Below are 14,470 nucleotides of genomic sequence, written 5' to 3' on the forward strand. Positions count from 1 at the left end.
GCGCAAACTCCGTCGCTGCGACAGCAGGTTCGTCGTCGACCAAACAGCAGAATCTTTAACAAGATTATCCCCTTCGTTATTATATGACTGTTGCGAGTATCTCGATGCCGGAAGAACTCCTCAATCGAATCGATGAGTTTGCAGACGATCACGGATACACTGGCCGAAGTGAGGTACTTCGAGAGGCATCCCGTAATCTCCTTGGCGAATTCGAGGACAAGCGTCTCGAAGAACGAGAATTGATGGGGATTGTTACGGTGATGTTCGATTACGAAACGACGTCTGTGAAAGAGAAGATGATGCGTCTCCGGCACGAACACGAAGATCTCGTCGCATCGAACTTCCACAGCCACGTTGGATCACACTACTGCATGGAACTGTTTGTACTTGAGGGCTCGCTCGAAAATATTTCAGCGTTTGTTGGAAAAATCCGTGCCACAAAGGACACGCTCAATGTAGATTACTCCGTCATGCCTGTTGACGGAGTTAGTCCCCTCACCACCTAATATTCTCTTATTATTTATTTTTATATATTATTATCATAATTGAAATTAATAAACAGAACAATTCCGCAGCATTAAGAAATATTAATAAAAAGAGAGCCAGTGTAGCAGAAGAACTATTATCCTATGGTCAGGTTTTAACATACACCGATCGTCAGCACTGCCACGTCGGACTCGCTCCGTGACGAATTGGATCAATTCGTTACAGACCACGGGTACGATGGACGGAGTGAACTCATTAGAGGGGCATGTCAATCACTTCTCGAAGAATCCCAGTCAATCGATTTTGAGGGACGCGATGTAATTGGAACAGTAACTGCAGTATTCGGATACGACGAACAGGAGATCGAGTGTCAAATGATGGCGATTAGGCATGCATTCGAAACGGGTATCCAGTCAAACTCTCATAATTGTCTGACCGACAATGCCGGTTGCGTTGAAACCTTCGTTCTCGAGCAAAATCCGAAACCGTCTCTAAGTTCGTAGAAACGGTTCGTGCAGTCAATGAGAGCATCTGTGTTCGTCTCGACGACGAACGGTACTACGTCGGCAGTCCGGACCTCTTCGAGGGTCTCGGCTTCGATCTCGGTCATTATCACGACACCGTCGCGACCGAGTGGGGTGACAACGAACGCACTGCGATTGTCGAAAATGAGGTCCGGCTGATCCCGCTACGCTCCCGCCTCGTTACGAGTGCTTGGACACCGCTCGCTATCCGATCAGCGTTCGGACGTGCTCTGCGTACTCCGCAAAAGAGTCATCCGTCCGGGACCGAGGCCGGTCGAGATCGATCTCGACGATTTCTTGCACCCGCCCCGGATTGGCGTCCATGACGAGCACTCGGTCGGCGAGATGCACCGCCTCATCGACTTCGTGGGTCGTGAACAGCACCGTCTTTTGGGTCGCCTGCCAGATGTCGATGAACCTCGTATGTAGCGTCTCGCGGGTCTGTGCATCGACGCTCCCGAACGGTTCGTCCATCATAAGTATCTCGGGGTCCACCGCGAGTGCGCGTGCGAGGCCGACCCGCTGTTTCATCCCACCCGAAAGTTCTTTGGGGTACGCATCGCCGGTGCCATCGAGACCCACGAGGTCGAGCATCTCGGTCACGCGGTTCTCGCGCGCGCTTCGATCGCCGTCGTCCTGCTGTTCGAGACCGAACTTCACGTTCTCGCTGACGGTCCGCCACGGGAACAGCCGGTAATCCTGAAACACGATGCCCCTGTCGGTGCCCGGACCCGTCACGCGCTCATCGTTGACGAACACCTCGCCCTCGGTCGGTGCTTCGAATCCCGCGATGAGCCGAAACAGCGTCGTCTTTCCACATCCCGACGGTCCCACGATACAGAGGAACTCTCCATCCGTCGCCTCGAAGTCCACGCCGTCGAGTGCAGTCACCGTCCCGCGTCCCGACTCGAAACGTTTGCTCACGCCTTGCACCGCGATCTTCGTGTCGGTAGTATCCGTCATGGAATCCGTTCGTGCTTCCGGAGCGCTTACTCTCTCCATGCAAGTACCCTCCGTTCGAACCGTCCGACTGCCCCGTCAATGACGAGGTAGACGAGGCTGATAGCCAGCATATACGCGACTGCGGTCGCCATTTCGAGGTTGTTCGAGGAGTTGATAATCTCGTAACCCGCGCCCGGCGCGCCGAACAGTTCCGCCGCGACGACGATCATCCAACATCGTCCAACGCTCGTCCGAAATCCCGTGATGATCTGTGGTGTGGCGCTCGGTAACACTACCTCCCGAATCATCCCGAGGTTCGTGGTCACGCCGAGGCTCGCAGCGACTTCCCGCAGCGCCGTCGGAGCACTTCCAACCCCGCCGTAGGCACCATAGAAATTGATCCAGAACGCTCCGATCGCTACGATGAACGCTGCCCCGGTGTGACCGATACCGAACCAGACGATCGCAAACGCGATCCATGCCAGCGGCGGGACCGGGCGGAGAAGTCTCACGACGGGTGCAAACACGTCGTCGAGCAGACTGCTCCACCCGAGTGCGAGGCCGACGGTGATCCCAAGCACCGTCCCGACGACGAGACCGGGAACGTAGTGCATGAGGCTCTGGAGCAGCTTGACGATCATTCGTGAAAACTGCACGTCGGTGCCGACGACCGGTATCGTGAACGTCGTCGTGGTGGTGAGCTGCTCGACGAAAGCGGCGAGAACCGCGGGTGGACTCGGGAGCAGATACGAAGCGCCGACGCTCAACGAACCGATCCACCAGACGATAACGAACCCGATGACACCGGCCACTCCGCGACCCACGCGGTGGAGGTCCCAACCGTTCGAGACCTGTTCGCATTCGGCGTTCGACTGCTCGGTCCTCGTGTCGACGCCGATGCTCATTGTGTGCTCGTCGTTTGGGTCGCCACCGAATCGTAGATGCTCGTGTCGAACACCTCGTCGGGTTCGATGACCGAACTCGTCTTTCCGACCGAGTCGACGTATTTCGCCATCGCGAGGGATTGGCTTTTCACGGCCCTGGGGTCGGAGACGAAGTTCATCGCGGGCGATTTCATCGCTTTGATGGCGAGCGATTTCTCGATGTCGGTGCCCATGTGTTCGACGGCGGCCATCGCGGCTTTCTTTGGGTTGTCTTGGATAAACTTCGTGGCCTCGACGTGTGATTTGACGAGGTTCGTAACGGCGGGCTTGTTCGAGAATACCTTGTCGTTGACGAAGACGACCTTGACCGGGTGACCGTCGAGGATGTTACCCGACCACTCCGCCTGCGTAAACCCGGAGGTGTTGTTCAAGACCGTTGCGAACGGCTCGTGGATCATGGTGGCGTCGACCTCGCCGGCCTCCATCGCTTGGGCGGTCTTTTCCGGCGGGACGCGTTTTTTCTGAATCACCGAGTCGGTGTCGCCGAGTCCGAGGTCCTTTTCGATCCAGTAGCGGAGGATCACGTCGGGAACGCTGCCCTCCGGAGCGCTCGCAACACGGAGCTTCCGACCGTGCTTTGTTTCGAATGCCGAAAACGCGTTCCCTTTCTTCTGTTTGTAGAGGTCGGCGAAGCTATCGATCGACATGACTCGCAAGCCGTTTCGCGTGCTCGCGACCGGAATGGTTCCCTTGTTCGCCTTGTCGTGGATGACGAACGTCGGACTGATTCCGAAGTAGGCGATGTCGACCGACCCGCTAACGAAGGCCTTGACGATCTTCGGACCGCTCGTGAAATTCTTGATCGTGAGATCGTTCGTGATGTCGTCGTATGCACCGTGTTCCTGCATCACGTAGTGTTGCATATTGCCGAAGTGTGTGGCGTTGGCAATCGTGAGGTGATCGAGTTTCTCGGAACCACTACTGGTGCCGGAACCGTTGTTGGAAGTTAAACTACCGTTCCCTGAGTTCCCCGATCGAGAATTACTGGTACATCCAGCAAGTCCTATCGCACCGATCGTTGCCGTTCCAGTAGCCGCGAGAACTTCACGACGAGTTCGATTGTCCATCATGTGTTAGCAAATATACGGCACTAATTAATAAGAATTGTGTCTTCCAATTTCAAAATTGATAACAATAGAGATTCTTACATCATTCGTTGAAGGGTATGGGTTCGATCCCGTGCTAGAGGTTGTCGCACCCACGATGATTACGTGGAGTTGCGTCGTCTCGTTTCGTTCGTCGAGGCTATCGATGGCCGAATTACGTTCCTCACGCGATGTGTTCTTGTTCATGACCGTCTGGAATGGCGTACGAGACGACATGGTTAGTCCGCGAGGCCGATCTTCGAATGATTCCCAGTCTGCGGCCATCTCTTCGTCCGTCAAGGTTGCGTCGTCGAGCAGCACCGAGATTGCCGGACAGTACCGTGACCGGTGTCGTTTATTCTGATATTCGTTATTAAGACTAGACCGATGATTATTTATTTCTGATTATCTAGGAGGAGACGTTGTTAAGAATGGCTCACCATGGTTCACCTGGATCGACCGAGTTTGACATCCTGTTGTCGGAGGAGATGCCGCAGGAATCGGCGTCGCAGTCGTACGCTTCGACCTCGGAACCGATTCGTTCGCTGACTTGTACGAAAAGTACGATTCGGTCCACCGCCGGATGGGAGCGTTCCCGACGTGGTGCTCGGGTATTGGATCGAAGAAGGCCTCGGCGAGTTGGAGTCGGTAGCCTCGAAGTCGAAGATACCCCCGGCAAAAGCCCCACAAACGATGCAGGCAGGAGATATCGACGCGACGATGATTTAGGAACCGTTTGCCACCGTTATCAGCAACAACGATGGCTTCCGCGAAGTCGCGTGGTCGGGGGACATCCTCGATGGCCATCCTGTCACAGTGATGTTCGCCCAGAAACGAGTTCTCGACGCGACCGAAACCGCAGAGGCACCGTTTCCGCGCATATCGATGTGACGAACTTCATCGGCAATAGCCCGACCGCGGCGGCGAGAGACGCGAGTTCGGTCATCGGTTCCGGAGTGAGCGACGACCTTGCGATCAAAGCGATGAAATCGAAGGCGTCGAACTATCTTTCGAACCCACACGCGATCGCAAGCCAAGCCAAGACGATGGTGCAGTACGTCGCCGACGTCGGAAAGACGGACGGTATCGTCTCGAACAAAGCACTGTTCCACTTCGATACCTACGACACTGTCTCAAAGTGAGCCTTGGAACGGATGAACACATACGAGGAGGCACCGACAAGGCGTCTTCCCGATGATCCCATTTGGAAGCTTTGACCCGGAAGGCGTGAACGCCTTGAGGAGCCAAATGAGTGTGGATTCCAGGATAAGCGGCAAACTTGAGAACGAGGTGTCTATTTTAGAGGATATCTACCCATTATCGAGAGTTGCTTCGTTTGAGTTACGAGTTACGAACAGATCGATTTGAGGGTCCAGTGCCTCTATTGCGCGAGAATGGCCGTTCAGACATCTATAAATCTCATGCCGATACATCAAGCATCCTCGTCCAGGAGATGAGATTACACCCGGAATAGAGGTCCAAAATGCACTTTGCTTTTGAGGGAAGGTGTATAGCCAGGTTCAGTTTCCTCGTCCACTTGGGCAACAATCGCGTCGTAATCATCAGGGTACGGTTCGCCCGGCTTAACCCCCATCATATCTCCACGCACTTCTTGGTGGATGACTTCTGCGACAGCCTCCGTCTCCAAATACGAGTGAACGGTGGCCCGACAATCGAACGTTTCGTATTACGGACCATGTGAGAAACTTCCCTCACGACTCACGTTTCGGGGATGACGAATATTCGGAGATCATTGACGTTCGTCCCCGTCGCTCCCGTGACGAGACGACCGTCGAAGCGGTCCAGATATCCGCCAGCGTCGTTCTCCCGGAGTGCCGCTCGTGCCTCGGCCGTCGATGTGATCGCTTCCGAAGTTGCGATACCACCCGCGGCAGTGGAGACACCATCGATACCGTCGGTATCGACGCTGGCGACGGTGATACTCGGTTCCGTGAGTTCGAGGGCTGCACCGAGTACGAACTCCTGATTCGGACCACCGGTGCCATCCCCACAGAGGGTGACCGTTGTCTCACCGCCGGAGAGCAACACCGCGGGAGGTTCCACTGGAATTCCCGTATCGGCGCACTCTTCCGCGATGCCGGTCAGTGTCTTGGCGACCTCCCGAGATTCTCCCCGAATCCGCGAGCTCAGTATCAGCGGTTCGTATCCACCTTCACGGGCCACTGTGGCGGCCGACCGAAGCGCAGTATTGCCGTCCGCGAGCACGTACTGGCTCACGGACTCGAAGGATGGATCGCCAGGTGACGGGGTCTCATCGTAACGTCCCTCGGTGCCTCGTCGGAGGCGGGTAGTGATAGAATCGGGAACGTCGATATCGTACCGGTCGATAACCTCGATCGCGTTCCGGAACGTCGATCCGTCGGCGGTCAATGGACCGCTGGCGATCACGTCGAGACGGTTCCCGACGACGTCACTGAACACGAGACCGACGACGGTCGCTGGCGATGCAACGTCGGCGAGTTGGCCACCCTTGACGTCCGAGCAATGCTTGCGCACGGCGTTGATCTCGCCGATATCCGCCCCACAGGTCAGCAACCGATCCGTCGTCGTTTGGAGATCCGAAAGGTCGATACCCGCTGCCGGTGCGGGCATGAGTGCACTGCCTCCGCCGGTGACGACGACGAGAACGAGGTCGTCCGCTCCGGCCGACTCGGTCATCCCAAGAAGCGTTCGCGTACTTTCTACACCCCGCTCGCTCGGGATGGGATGGTCGGAAGGGAGAACGTCGATTCGTTCGGTCTCCACCGGCGTATCGGTGACGACGACGCCGCGGTCGATCCGGTCGCCAAGTACCGTTTCGAGTTCCTTCGCCGCGGTAGCGGCCGCATTCCCACCACCGACGAGGAGTACGTCGCCGTACTCCGATAGATCGTATCGGTCGTCGCTGACGGTCATCACCGTTCCATCCAACGTGATACGTTCGTCGATGACGGCCGATGGTTCCGATGCGCGGATACCGGCGGCGATGCAATCGAGCGCCACCTTCCGGTCGGGATCGTCGACGAAATCGATATCGGAGAACATCGTCTCCGTTTTCTTCATTGTTGGATGGGTAGTGCTGGATTCGTTTTGCCTTCGGTCCGAACTGGCGACGTCATTCCGTCACCGAAACCCATTCGCCGGTCTCACCCGATTCGTAGGCCGCGTCGAGGACGCGGAGCAACTGTACTGCGTCGTCGATCGTCGCGGGGACGTCTCCGGTCTCGTAGCCCTCGAAGAAAGCCTCGAAGTAGTCCTGAACGTAGTCACCCCACGCTGGGAATCGGTCGTACGTAAACTCGTACTCGATGGTTCGCTTCGGGGCACCGGACCAACCGGGGTGTTCCGCGGTGAGTTCGAGCGGGACGGTCGGTTCGTGCTGGAGCGAATCGTGATGGACGGGCGTCCGAGCCTGCGCATCGGTTCCGTAAATGCCGAGGTGTGTGTCCTTCCCTCGGTCGCTCAGATAGTAGCCGGTGTGGTACGTCCCCAGCGTCCCGCTCTGCGTCTCGAACTGGAGGACGCTTCCCGCTTCCACATCGACCTCCGCAGCGTCGTGAAACCGCGCGTTCACCCTCGTTATCGGATCGTCGAGGACCCACGGCATCATGTCGACCCAGTGTGGACCGATCCACTGGAGCGCACCGCCTCGGCTCGTCGCTCGGTCGTAGATGTAGTGATCCGTGTTCCGGTACGAGAGTTGGCTCGCGTTGAATCGTCCCTCGACGGTCCACACGTCACCGAAAAAGCCGTCCTGAATCCGCTCACGGAGGTCCAACATGACGGGGTTTCTTCGATAGAACGTCGTCGGCGAGACGGTTACGCCCCTATCGTTCGCCTTCGAGACGATCGGCTCCAAATCCGCCGCCGTCCGACCGATCGGTTTCTCGCTGATCACGTGAACGCCGTGATCCACCGCAGTTTCGACGATCGACGGGACCCTGTCGTTTCGGTAGGTGATCCAGACGACGTCGATGTCGGCTTCGGCGATGAGCCGCTCGGGGTCGGCATAGACCGTCGCCCCTTCCACGAGGTCCGCGACTTCCTGTCCTTCAGTCGTGATTTCGTCGGGGCGTTCGTCCATCGCCGCGAGGTTGGCGAGATCGATCTCTCGGCCCGGTTCGCAGACGGCTGTGATGTCGAGGCCGAGCCCGCTCGCGATCGCGAAGTACGGGTCCCGATGATGATGATCCACTCCGACGTAGCCAATACGTTCGGTCATACGCTGAAATCAACTGAGGAATCGCTTATGAAAGTATCGGTCACGACGACCGTATTCCCGTCCGTCCAGGTCAGTTCAGGGCGGCAAACGTCGCATCCTACGACCGTAAGTGACAGATTAGTTATCAGATGTTCCAATCGATAAACTATTATAGTTCAACTGTCGAGATTTGGACGACGTGAGACAGCTATGGAAGAAATTGGTATCGTGATGAACGGCGTGACGGGTAGAATGGGAACCAATCAACACCTCATCAGGTCGATTCTGGCACTCCGCGATGAGGGCGGTGTCGAGTTGTCGAACGGGGAGCGAGTGGTTCCCGACCCCCTACTCGTCGGACGAAACGAACGCAAGTTACGGGAGTTGAGCGAGGAACACGACGTCGACCGATGGGTCGCCGATCCGGACCTGGAAACGTGTCTGGACGGGGACGATGCGATCTACTTCGATTCACAGGTCACGCCGCGGCGACCGGAATCCATCCTCAAGGCCATCGATGCCGGGAAGGACGTGTATTGTGAGAAACCGCTCGCGATGGACCTGGACACCGCACTCGAAGTCACTCGCGCCGCGGAGCAAAGCGACAGCAAACACGGGATCGTACAGGACAAACTCTGGCTCCCCGGGTTGATGAAACTGAAACGGCTGATCGATCAGGACTTTTTCGGCGAAATACTCTCCGTGCGCGTCGAATTCGGCTACTGGGTGTTTACCGGCCACATCCAGGAGGCACAGCGCCCATCCTGGAACTATCGTGCGGAAGACGGTGGCGGGATCATCGACGATATGTTCTCCCACTGGAGCTACGTACTCGAAAACCTCTTCGGCCGGGTCGAATCGGTCATGTGTCTCGGGAAGACTCACGTTCCTCGCCGTGTGGACGGTTCGGGCGAGGAGTACGAAGCGACGGCCGAGGACGCGGCATACGCCATCATGGAACTGGAGGACGACATCGTCGCACAACTCAACTCCTCGTGGACGGTGCGGGTCAATCGGGACGATTTACTCGAAATACAGGTCGACGGAACGGACGGAAGCGCAGTGGCGGGGTTGCGGGACTGTAAGACACAGGACCACGGCAACACGCCCAAACCGGAGTGGAATCCCGATACACCGACCGAACACGACTTCTACGACGACTGGACGTCCGTTCCCAACAACCAAACGTTCGAGAACGCATTCAAACGGCAGTGGGAGATGTACATTCGACACGTCGTCGAGGACGAACCGTTCCCGTGGGACTTCCGCGCGGGTGTCAAGGGCGTCCAACTGACCGAAGCGAGCCATCAGTCCTGGAAGGAAGGTCGTCGGGTTTCCGTGGATGAACTGACTATCTGACGAACGCAGCGCGGCCGGTCGGTCACCGAACGTCCGAACGACGTCGCGAACGTCACCCGCGATCGCCGATGCGGTCTCCCGCTATTTTTCGTCCCGATCCGACGTGCCGTGGGCAGATGTTTCGTGTGGCGACGGCTCGGTGAACTCTCCCGATTCGAAGCGGATGGGGGCGGGTTCTTCGACGACTCGGAGGTCGTCCCGATCCCTCGCTTCCTCGACCAACGCCGTCGAAGCGTAGAGCCGATGGAGACGCATCGTATCGGTTGCGCGGAGGACGCGGACGGTCGTCGGATCGACGACACCGATCGTCGAGAGTGCCGCGACGAGTCCGGCCCGATCGGTTTCGACGGCCGGCGGAAGGCGGACGCCGCGGGTGGTGCTCGCGGTCAACGCGTTGATGAGCGTCGTCGGCATGTCGATCTCCGTGAGGAGGTCCTCGTGTATGAAGTCGGCCGAACCGACACCCATGGCATTGCCGTGAGTCGTTTCCGTCGCCGATCGCGTGTATATCCGCTTGATATCGGGCGTCTCCGGTTCCGGTTCCTGGATCGCGAAGGGACGACGACCGATGACGTTCGTGTCCATCCCCTGTCCACTGATGTCCTTTCCCTGCTGATCCAGGATCAGAACGTCGAGCTCCGAAAACGGAACCGTTGGCATGATGTCGTACGCCGTTTCGAGGAGTTCGGCTTCGCGGTCGAGGAAACCTTCCGGTGGAATTCCCTCGATCATGGCCGTATCGTCGTGCTGGTCTTCCAGAATCGCGACGCCTCCGACGACGGGGAGTTTCGCGAGCAACTGGGAGGTGATTTCGGGAATCATGTCCCGCAACGACCAGTTGACGGCCCAGTCGTGAGCGATCTTCGCACCGCGTTGTTTCCCCATTCCGATGACGAGCATCTTCGACAGGCCGCTTTCGACGTCCCCGCTGAAGTCCGTGTGCGGTTTGATCCGATTGATCGGGACGATAGCATCGGCGTTCGCCGCGTTGGCGTCGGCGACGACCGAGACGTCCCGCTCGTCGGTGCGACCGACCTCGATGACCTCCATGCTCGATCGGATCTCACAGCCGATTACGGACTCGGTCACGCCGAGTTCGGCCAACATCTCGCGTTGACCCGCCCCGGTCGCGCCACCGTGGCTCCCCATTGCCGGGAAAACGAACGGTTCGTATCCGCGATCCTTCGCTTCGGCGACGACGCCGGTGACGATGTCGGAAAGGTTCGCGATACCGCGACTCCCGACGCCGAGTGCGATCTCACTTCCGTCCGGCAGATCACCGATCGGAAGCGAGGCGAAGGAGCGTGCGGCGCGTGCGGCGATGTCTTCCTCCGGAATGGGGCTCGTCTCCCATACCTGCTCTATGATTCCCATCTCCGGGAGCGGTGTCTCGCCGCACGCTTCGAGGATCGACTGTTCCGGGACGGCGAGTGAACCGCGTGTTCGATTCGAATCCATACTGTAACGCTAGGCCGGTCTTTTGATAAGTATAACCCACGTCACCGAACGACTCGAATCGGGGGGAATCGCACCGAACGGTCGTATTCAGCTCAACATTTAAGTAGGAGAAAGGAAGATAGCCGATCGATGCAATTCGTTCGCTACAACGACGGTTCAGGTCCCACCATGGGTATCAAGGAAGGGTCGAAGATTTACTCCGTCGCCGATCTTCCGGCGGGAGAGCCATCGTTCGAAGACCTCACCAATCGACGGTATCTCGATCGAGTACGGGACGGGGTTCGGAACGGGGCGCTCTCCCACAGGGACGAGGGTGACGTGAATCTGCTCGCACCGGTCCCGCGTCCCGGAAAGATCGTCTGTGCCGGACTCAACTACCGAGATCACGCCGAGGAACAGAACGAAGAGATTCCAGAACGTCCGATCCTCTTCTCGAAAGCCCCGACGACCGTGACGAACCCGAACAGTCCGATCGTCCATCCCGACGGAGAGGAAGTCGATTACGAGGTCGAACTCGCCGCCGTCATCGGTCGCTTCGCCAAGGATATCGACGAGGACGAGGTGATCGACTACATCGCGGGATACACGGTGCTCAACGACGTGAGCGGACGCGACGCGCAGTTCTCGGACGGACAGTTCTTCCGCGGGAAGAGCTACGATACGTTTTCGCCGATGGGGCCGACGCTCGTCGCCGGAAGCGACTACGACCCGAACACCGTCGACGTCGAATTACGGGTCGACGGGGAAACGAAGCAGTCGTCGAACACGCGCCAGTTCATCTTCGACGTCCCGGAACTGGTGTCGTTCATCAGCGAGAACATGACACTGCGGCCCGGCGACGTGATCTCGACCGGGACGCCCGGCGGCGTCGGTATCTTCCGCGACCCCGTCGATCTGCTCGAACCGGGGCAGGTCTGCGAGGCCGAAATCGAGGGGATCGGTACGCTCACGAACCCCGTCGTAGAACCGTGACGCCGTAGAATCCGATCACGGATACCCACGACAGCGTCTTTTTTTCGAATTCTACGGACGAAGGGGAAAAAACGCGGTCATATTCGAAGTTCCGGCATGTCGTTCGTCCGACCGTGATCCGTCACGATTCCACCGTCGAAGCTACTCCGACCGCACGACGTCGATGACGCCGCGAAGGTAGCCGACGGTGAACCCGCGGGATCGATGACGCCAATCGTCGTCCCCGGCCATCTTCGGAACGTGATCGGGGATGACGACCCCGTCGTACCCGATATCGTGGAGGGTTCGAACGACGTCGACCGTATCGAAATTTCCCGCGTCCACGAACGTTTCGTGGAACCGCGGAACGGTCCCGACCACGTCCCGAAAGTGGATGAAAACGATCTGGTCGCGTTCGCCGAACCGTCGGATGACGTCGAGAACGTCCTCGCCCATCTGCGAAAAACAGCCGAGACAGAGCTTTAGGCCGTGATTATCGCTCGGGACTTCCGACATCGCCCGCTCGAAGTTCTCGACGTTTCTGAACAGTCGGGGGATTCCGCCGAGCGACTCCAACACAGGGGGATCGACCGGATGCAGCGCGAGCGTGACCCCTGCTTCCTCCGCGACGGGGAGGACCGTCCGCAGAAACTCGTTGTAGTGGTCCCAGAACTCCGATTCTGTGTACGGTCGGTCGAGTTCGGGTGCGAGTGCGTCCGGATCGTCGAGTTCGGAGAGGTCGAACGCAGTGGTGCTGGCCTGACCGCGCGTTCTCACCGGCGACGTTCGCATCGGCACGACGCCGCGGGGGTTCCACTGGTATCCAAGGATGGGGATGTCGGCTTTGCCGAGGTTACGGACGAGCGTCGTGATCTGTTCGAGCGCTGCGTCGCTCCCGTCCCGGCCGAACATGATGTCCCCGTACAACGAGTACGGAAGCGATTGGATCCCCGCGAGCGATAGTCCCGCGGATTCCACCCGTTCGCGGGCCGCTTCGAGTTCCGCGACCGACGGGATCGAATCGCGGCCGACGGCGACGGTTTCCGACCCGTCGCGGTCGTTGAAATCGTCGGGTTCCTCCTCCGTATCCGCGTGATCGAGGAACACGTCGGTCGCGCCTAACTGGCGAACGTATCGAAGACGCTCTTCCGAGAGGGTACGCGTTCGAACGCCGACTCGAACGTCGGCGGCCCGGTCCACTCCGGCGTTCGTTCGAGTATCATCCATACCGATTCACCGTATCGCACCGTAAAAAATCAACCGACGTTCGAACGGTTACGGTTCGGTTCGTACACATCGTTCTTCCGTTCGGCGGCCATTCACGCCGGTTTCCGATCCACCAGTACGGATCGACAACGTGGATCGATGCGATTTCGCCGCCACCTGCACCGAGTCCGTTTCACTACGCCGAGTCCGTCTCACTACGCCGAGTCCGACCCGGCAAGAACGGTTTCGAGCCTCGCCGCCAAGTTTTCACCCATGCGGATCATGGCATCGTCCCCCGGATGGACGAGGTCGGTCGTGAGGCCGCCGAGGGAGTCGAGAACGTCGGGACCCTCCACGAGGAAGACGTTATCGCGTTCCGTCTCCCGGACGACGTCGCGAAGCGCCTCGCGGAATCGCTCACACCGTCCCTCCGTGTCCGTTCCCACACAAACGTCGCGGGCGTTTGGATAGATGGTGATGGGAACGACCGGTTTCTCCGGATGGGCGTCGGCGACGGTTTCCACGAGATTCCGTGCGCGTTCGTGGAACTCCGAAACCGAAAAGCGATCGACCATGTTGACCGAGACGGCGAGCGTCACGACGTCCCAGTCGTCCCGGTCGGCGATGTAGTCGGCGATGGCCTCGTCGCAGAACGCCGTACCGCAGGAACCGAGGTTGATCAAGTCCGCGCCCAATCCGGTGGCCGTCTGTGACGCGTAGGTCAGGTGCTCCCCGAGTGGTGCCTCACCTTCCGTGATGGACGTTCCGTAGGCGAGATAGCGCAGGGAGGGCAGTTCGTCCGCCCGTGGCGGTCGAACGTTCCCCTCGACGCCGTGGTAGAAGACGTGGCCGCCACGGTGTTCGCCCGGGAGGCGTAAGCGACACACTCGGGGGTGAAAATCGAGTTCATCGACCCGGTCGGATTCGATTCGACCCAGTTTCTCGGGGAACGTCACCTCGATGGTCCGTGGTTCGGCCCCGACGACGAACTCCTCGGTTCCTTGGAACGGTCCCCAGAACGGCCGAACGACGCTTTCACGCACGCGCGTCGAAAGGGTCACGCTCACCGGTCCGTCGGGAACGAACCGTATCTCCGCCCCTGCCGGATGACACATCCGGTTTTGCGCCCCCTCGTTCAAACCGAGGCGGACGTCTTCGGGGACGCGTTGAAGGAGTACCCCGTCGTGGCCGTCGATCGATCGGGTCGCTGCGACGTTGTGGAATTGAAGCGAGTCGCGTTTCACGACAACTCCTTCGCAAGCACCCATCAAATACGTTCCTCACGTTTTCACCATACGGACCGGAAAAAACGTC

The 14,470-nt window shown here is 58.6% G+C and carries 14 protein-coding genes; 5 read left to right on the plus strand and 9 right to left on the minus strand.

The window, feature by feature from the left end; genetic code table 11:
- Window positions 1-83: 83 nt before the first annotated feature.
- Complete coding sequence (locus tag NKF26_RS17715) at window positions 84-506, plus strand: CopG family ribbon-helix-helix protein (protein WP_253234680.1); 423 nt, start codon at window positions 84-86, stop codon at window positions 504-506.
- 401 nt (window positions 507-907) lie between these two features.
- Here NKF26_RS17715 and NKF26_RS17720 read toward each other — a convergent pair whose 3' ends face one another.
- From NKF26_RS17720 to NKF26_RS17735, 4 genes are all read right to left on the minus strand, one after another.
- Window positions 908-1,096 carry a hypothetical protein gene (locus NKF26_RS17720; RefSeq protein ID WP_253227079.1) on the minus strand — a complete coding sequence of 63 codons (189 nt, stop codon included), beginning with the start codon at window positions 1,094-1,096 and terminating at the stop codon, window positions 908-910.
- Window positions 1,097-1,214: 118 nt separating this feature from the next.
- Window positions 1,215-1,973: an ABC transporter ATP-binding protein gene (locus NKF26_RS17725; RefSeq protein ID WP_253226958.1), complete on the minus strand. Its 759-nt coding sequence runs from the start codon at window positions 1,971-1,973 to the stop codon at window positions 1,215-1,217.
- 26 nt (window positions 1,974-1,999) lie between these two features.
- Complete coding sequence (locus NKF26_RS17730) at window positions 2,000-2,857, minus strand: ABC transporter permease (RefSeq protein WP_253226957.1); 858 nt, start codon at window positions 2,855-2,857, stop codon at window positions 2,000-2,002.
- Complete coding sequence (locus NKF26_RS17735; RefSeq protein ID WP_369682165.1) at window positions 2,854-3,966, minus strand: ABC transporter substrate-binding protein; 1,113 nt, start codon at window positions 3,964-3,966, stop codon at window positions 2,854-2,856. The genes NKF26_RS17730 and NKF26_RS17735 overlap by 4 nt, the downstream gene beginning before the upstream one ends.
- Window positions 3,967-4,584: 618 nt before the next feature.
- Between NKF26_RS17735 and NKF26_RS17740 the strand changes: the two genes are divergently transcribed.
- Window positions 4,585-4,710, plus strand: coding sequence for an ABC transporter substrate-binding protein (locus NKF26_RS17740; RefSeq protein ID WP_253234727.1), 126 nt, complete (start codon window positions 4,585-4,587; stop codon window positions 4,708-4,710).
- 158 nt (window positions 4,711-4,868) lie between these two features.
- A complete protein-coding gene (locus NKF26_RS17745; RefSeq protein ID WP_253234682.1) occupies window positions 4,869-5,123 on the plus strand; it encodes a hypothetical protein in 255 nt (84 codons plus the stop codon).
- 577 nt (window positions 5,124-5,700) lie between these two features.
- Here NKF26_RS17745 and NKF26_RS17750 read toward each other — a convergent pair.
- Both NKF26_RS17750 and NKF26_RS17755 read right to left on the minus strand, forming a co-directional pair.
- The gene (locus NKF26_RS17750) at window positions 5,701-7,044 is read right to left on the minus strand and encodes a glycerate kinase (RefSeq protein ID WP_253234683.1); all 1,344 of its coding nucleotides are present in this window, start codon (window positions 7,042-7,044) and stop codon (window positions 5,701-5,703) included.
- 52 nt (window positions 7,045-7,096) lie between these two features.
- Window positions 7,097-8,203 (minus strand): Gfo/Idh/MocA family protein, encoded by a 1,107-nt coding sequence (locus tag NKF26_RS17755; RefSeq protein ID WP_253226953.1) that lies wholly within the window; start codon window positions 8,201-8,203, stop codon window positions 7,097-7,099.
- A 189-nt stretch (window positions 8,204-8,392) separates the two neighbouring features.
- Here NKF26_RS17755 and NKF26_RS17760 point away from each other — a divergent pair, with 189 nt between their 5' ends.
- Window positions 8,393-9,541, plus strand: coding sequence for a Gfo/Idh/MocA family protein (locus NKF26_RS17760; protein WP_253226952.1), 1,149 nt, complete (start codon window positions 8,393-8,395; stop codon window positions 9,539-9,541).
- 81 nt (window positions 9,542-9,622) lie between these two features.
- Here NKF26_RS17760 and NKF26_RS17765 read toward each other — a convergent pair whose 3' ends face one another.
- Entirely contained in the window at window positions 9,623-10,999 is a 1,377-nt protein-coding gene (locus NKF26_RS17765; protein WP_253226951.1) for a DUF362 domain-containing protein, read from the minus strand.
- A gap of 129 nt (window positions 11,000-11,128) precedes the next feature.
- On the opposite strand from NKF26_RS17765, the gene NKF26_RS17770 reads away from it, so the two are divergent.
- Window positions 11,129-11,971, plus strand: coding sequence for a fumarylacetoacetate hydrolase family protein (locus NKF26_RS17770; protein WP_253234684.1), 843 nt, complete (start codon window positions 11,129-11,131; stop codon window positions 11,969-11,971).
- 141 nt (window positions 11,972-12,112) lie between these two features.
- On the opposite strand, the gene NKF26_RS17775 is transcribed toward NKF26_RS17770, so the two are convergent.
- Together NKF26_RS17775 and NKF26_RS17780 are read right to left on the minus strand one after the other, a co-directional pair.
- The gene (locus tag NKF26_RS17775; RefSeq protein ID WP_253226949.1) at window positions 12,113-13,177 is read right to left on the minus strand and encodes a mannonate dehydratase; all 1,065 of its coding nucleotides are present in this window, start codon (window positions 13,175-13,177) and stop codon (window positions 12,113-12,115) included.
- A gap of 194 nt (window positions 13,178-13,371) precedes the next feature.
- On the minus strand, window positions 13,372-14,400 hold the full coding sequence (locus NKF26_RS17780; protein WP_253226948.1) for an SGNH/GDSL hydrolase family protein: 1,029 nt from the start codon (window positions 14,398-14,400) through the stop codon (window positions 13,372-13,374).
- Window positions 14,401-14,470 lie beyond the last annotated feature (70 nt).

The sequence above is a fragment of the Haladaptatus sp. AB618 genome, from assembly GCF_024136965.1.
Taxonomy (GTDB): domain Archaea; phylum Halobacteriota; class Halobacteria; order Halobacteriales; family Haladaptataceae; genus Haladaptatus.

What these genes read in the sequence shown, in the direction of transcription:
- NKF26_RS17760 (WP_253226952.1), top strand. Translation starts at nt 8,393, where the DNA reads ATGGAAGAAATTGGTATCGTGATGAACGGCGTGACGGGTAGAATGGGA.
- NKF26_RS17765 (WP_253226951.1), bottom strand. Translation starts at nt 10,999, where the DNA reads ATGGATTCGAATCGAACACGCGGTTCACTCGCCGTCCCGGAACAGTCG.
- NKF26_RS17715 (WP_253234680.1), top strand. Translation starts at nt 84, where the DNA reads ATGACTGTTGCGAGTATCTCGATGCCGGAAGAACTCCTCAATCGAATC.
- NKF26_RS17725 (WP_253226958.1), bottom strand. Translation starts at nt 1,973, where the DNA reads ATGACGGATACTACCGACACGAAGATCGCGGTGCAAGGCGTGAGCAAA.
- NKF26_RS17775 (WP_253226949.1), bottom strand. Translation starts at nt 13,177, where the DNA reads ATGGATGATACTCGAACGAACGCCGGAGTGGACCGGGCCGCCGACGTT.
- NKF26_RS17755 (WP_253226953.1), bottom strand. Translation starts at nt 8,203, where the DNA reads ATGACCGAACGTATTGGCTACGTCGGAGTGGATCATCATCATCGGGAC.
- NKF26_RS17750 (WP_253234683.1), bottom strand. Translation starts at nt 7,044, where the DNA reads ATGAAGAAAACGGAGACGATGTTCTCCGATATCGATTTCGTCGACGAT.
- NKF26_RS17720 (WP_253227079.1), bottom strand. Translation starts at nt 1,096, where the DNA reads ATGACCGAGATCGAAGCCGAGACCCTCGAAGAGGTCCGGACTGCCGAC.
- NKF26_RS17730 (WP_253226957.1), bottom strand. Translation starts at nt 2,857, where the DNA reads ATGAGCATCGGCGTCGACACGAGGACCGAGCAGTCGAACGCCGAATGC.
- NKF26_RS17735 (WP_369682165.1), bottom strand. Translation starts at nt 3,966, where the DNA reads ATGATGGACAATCGAACTCGTCGTGAAGTTCTCGCGGCTACTGGAACG.
- NKF26_RS17770 (WP_253234684.1), top strand. Translation starts at nt 11,129, where the DNA reads ATGCAATTCGTTCGCTACAACGACGGTTCAGGTCCCACCATGGGTATC.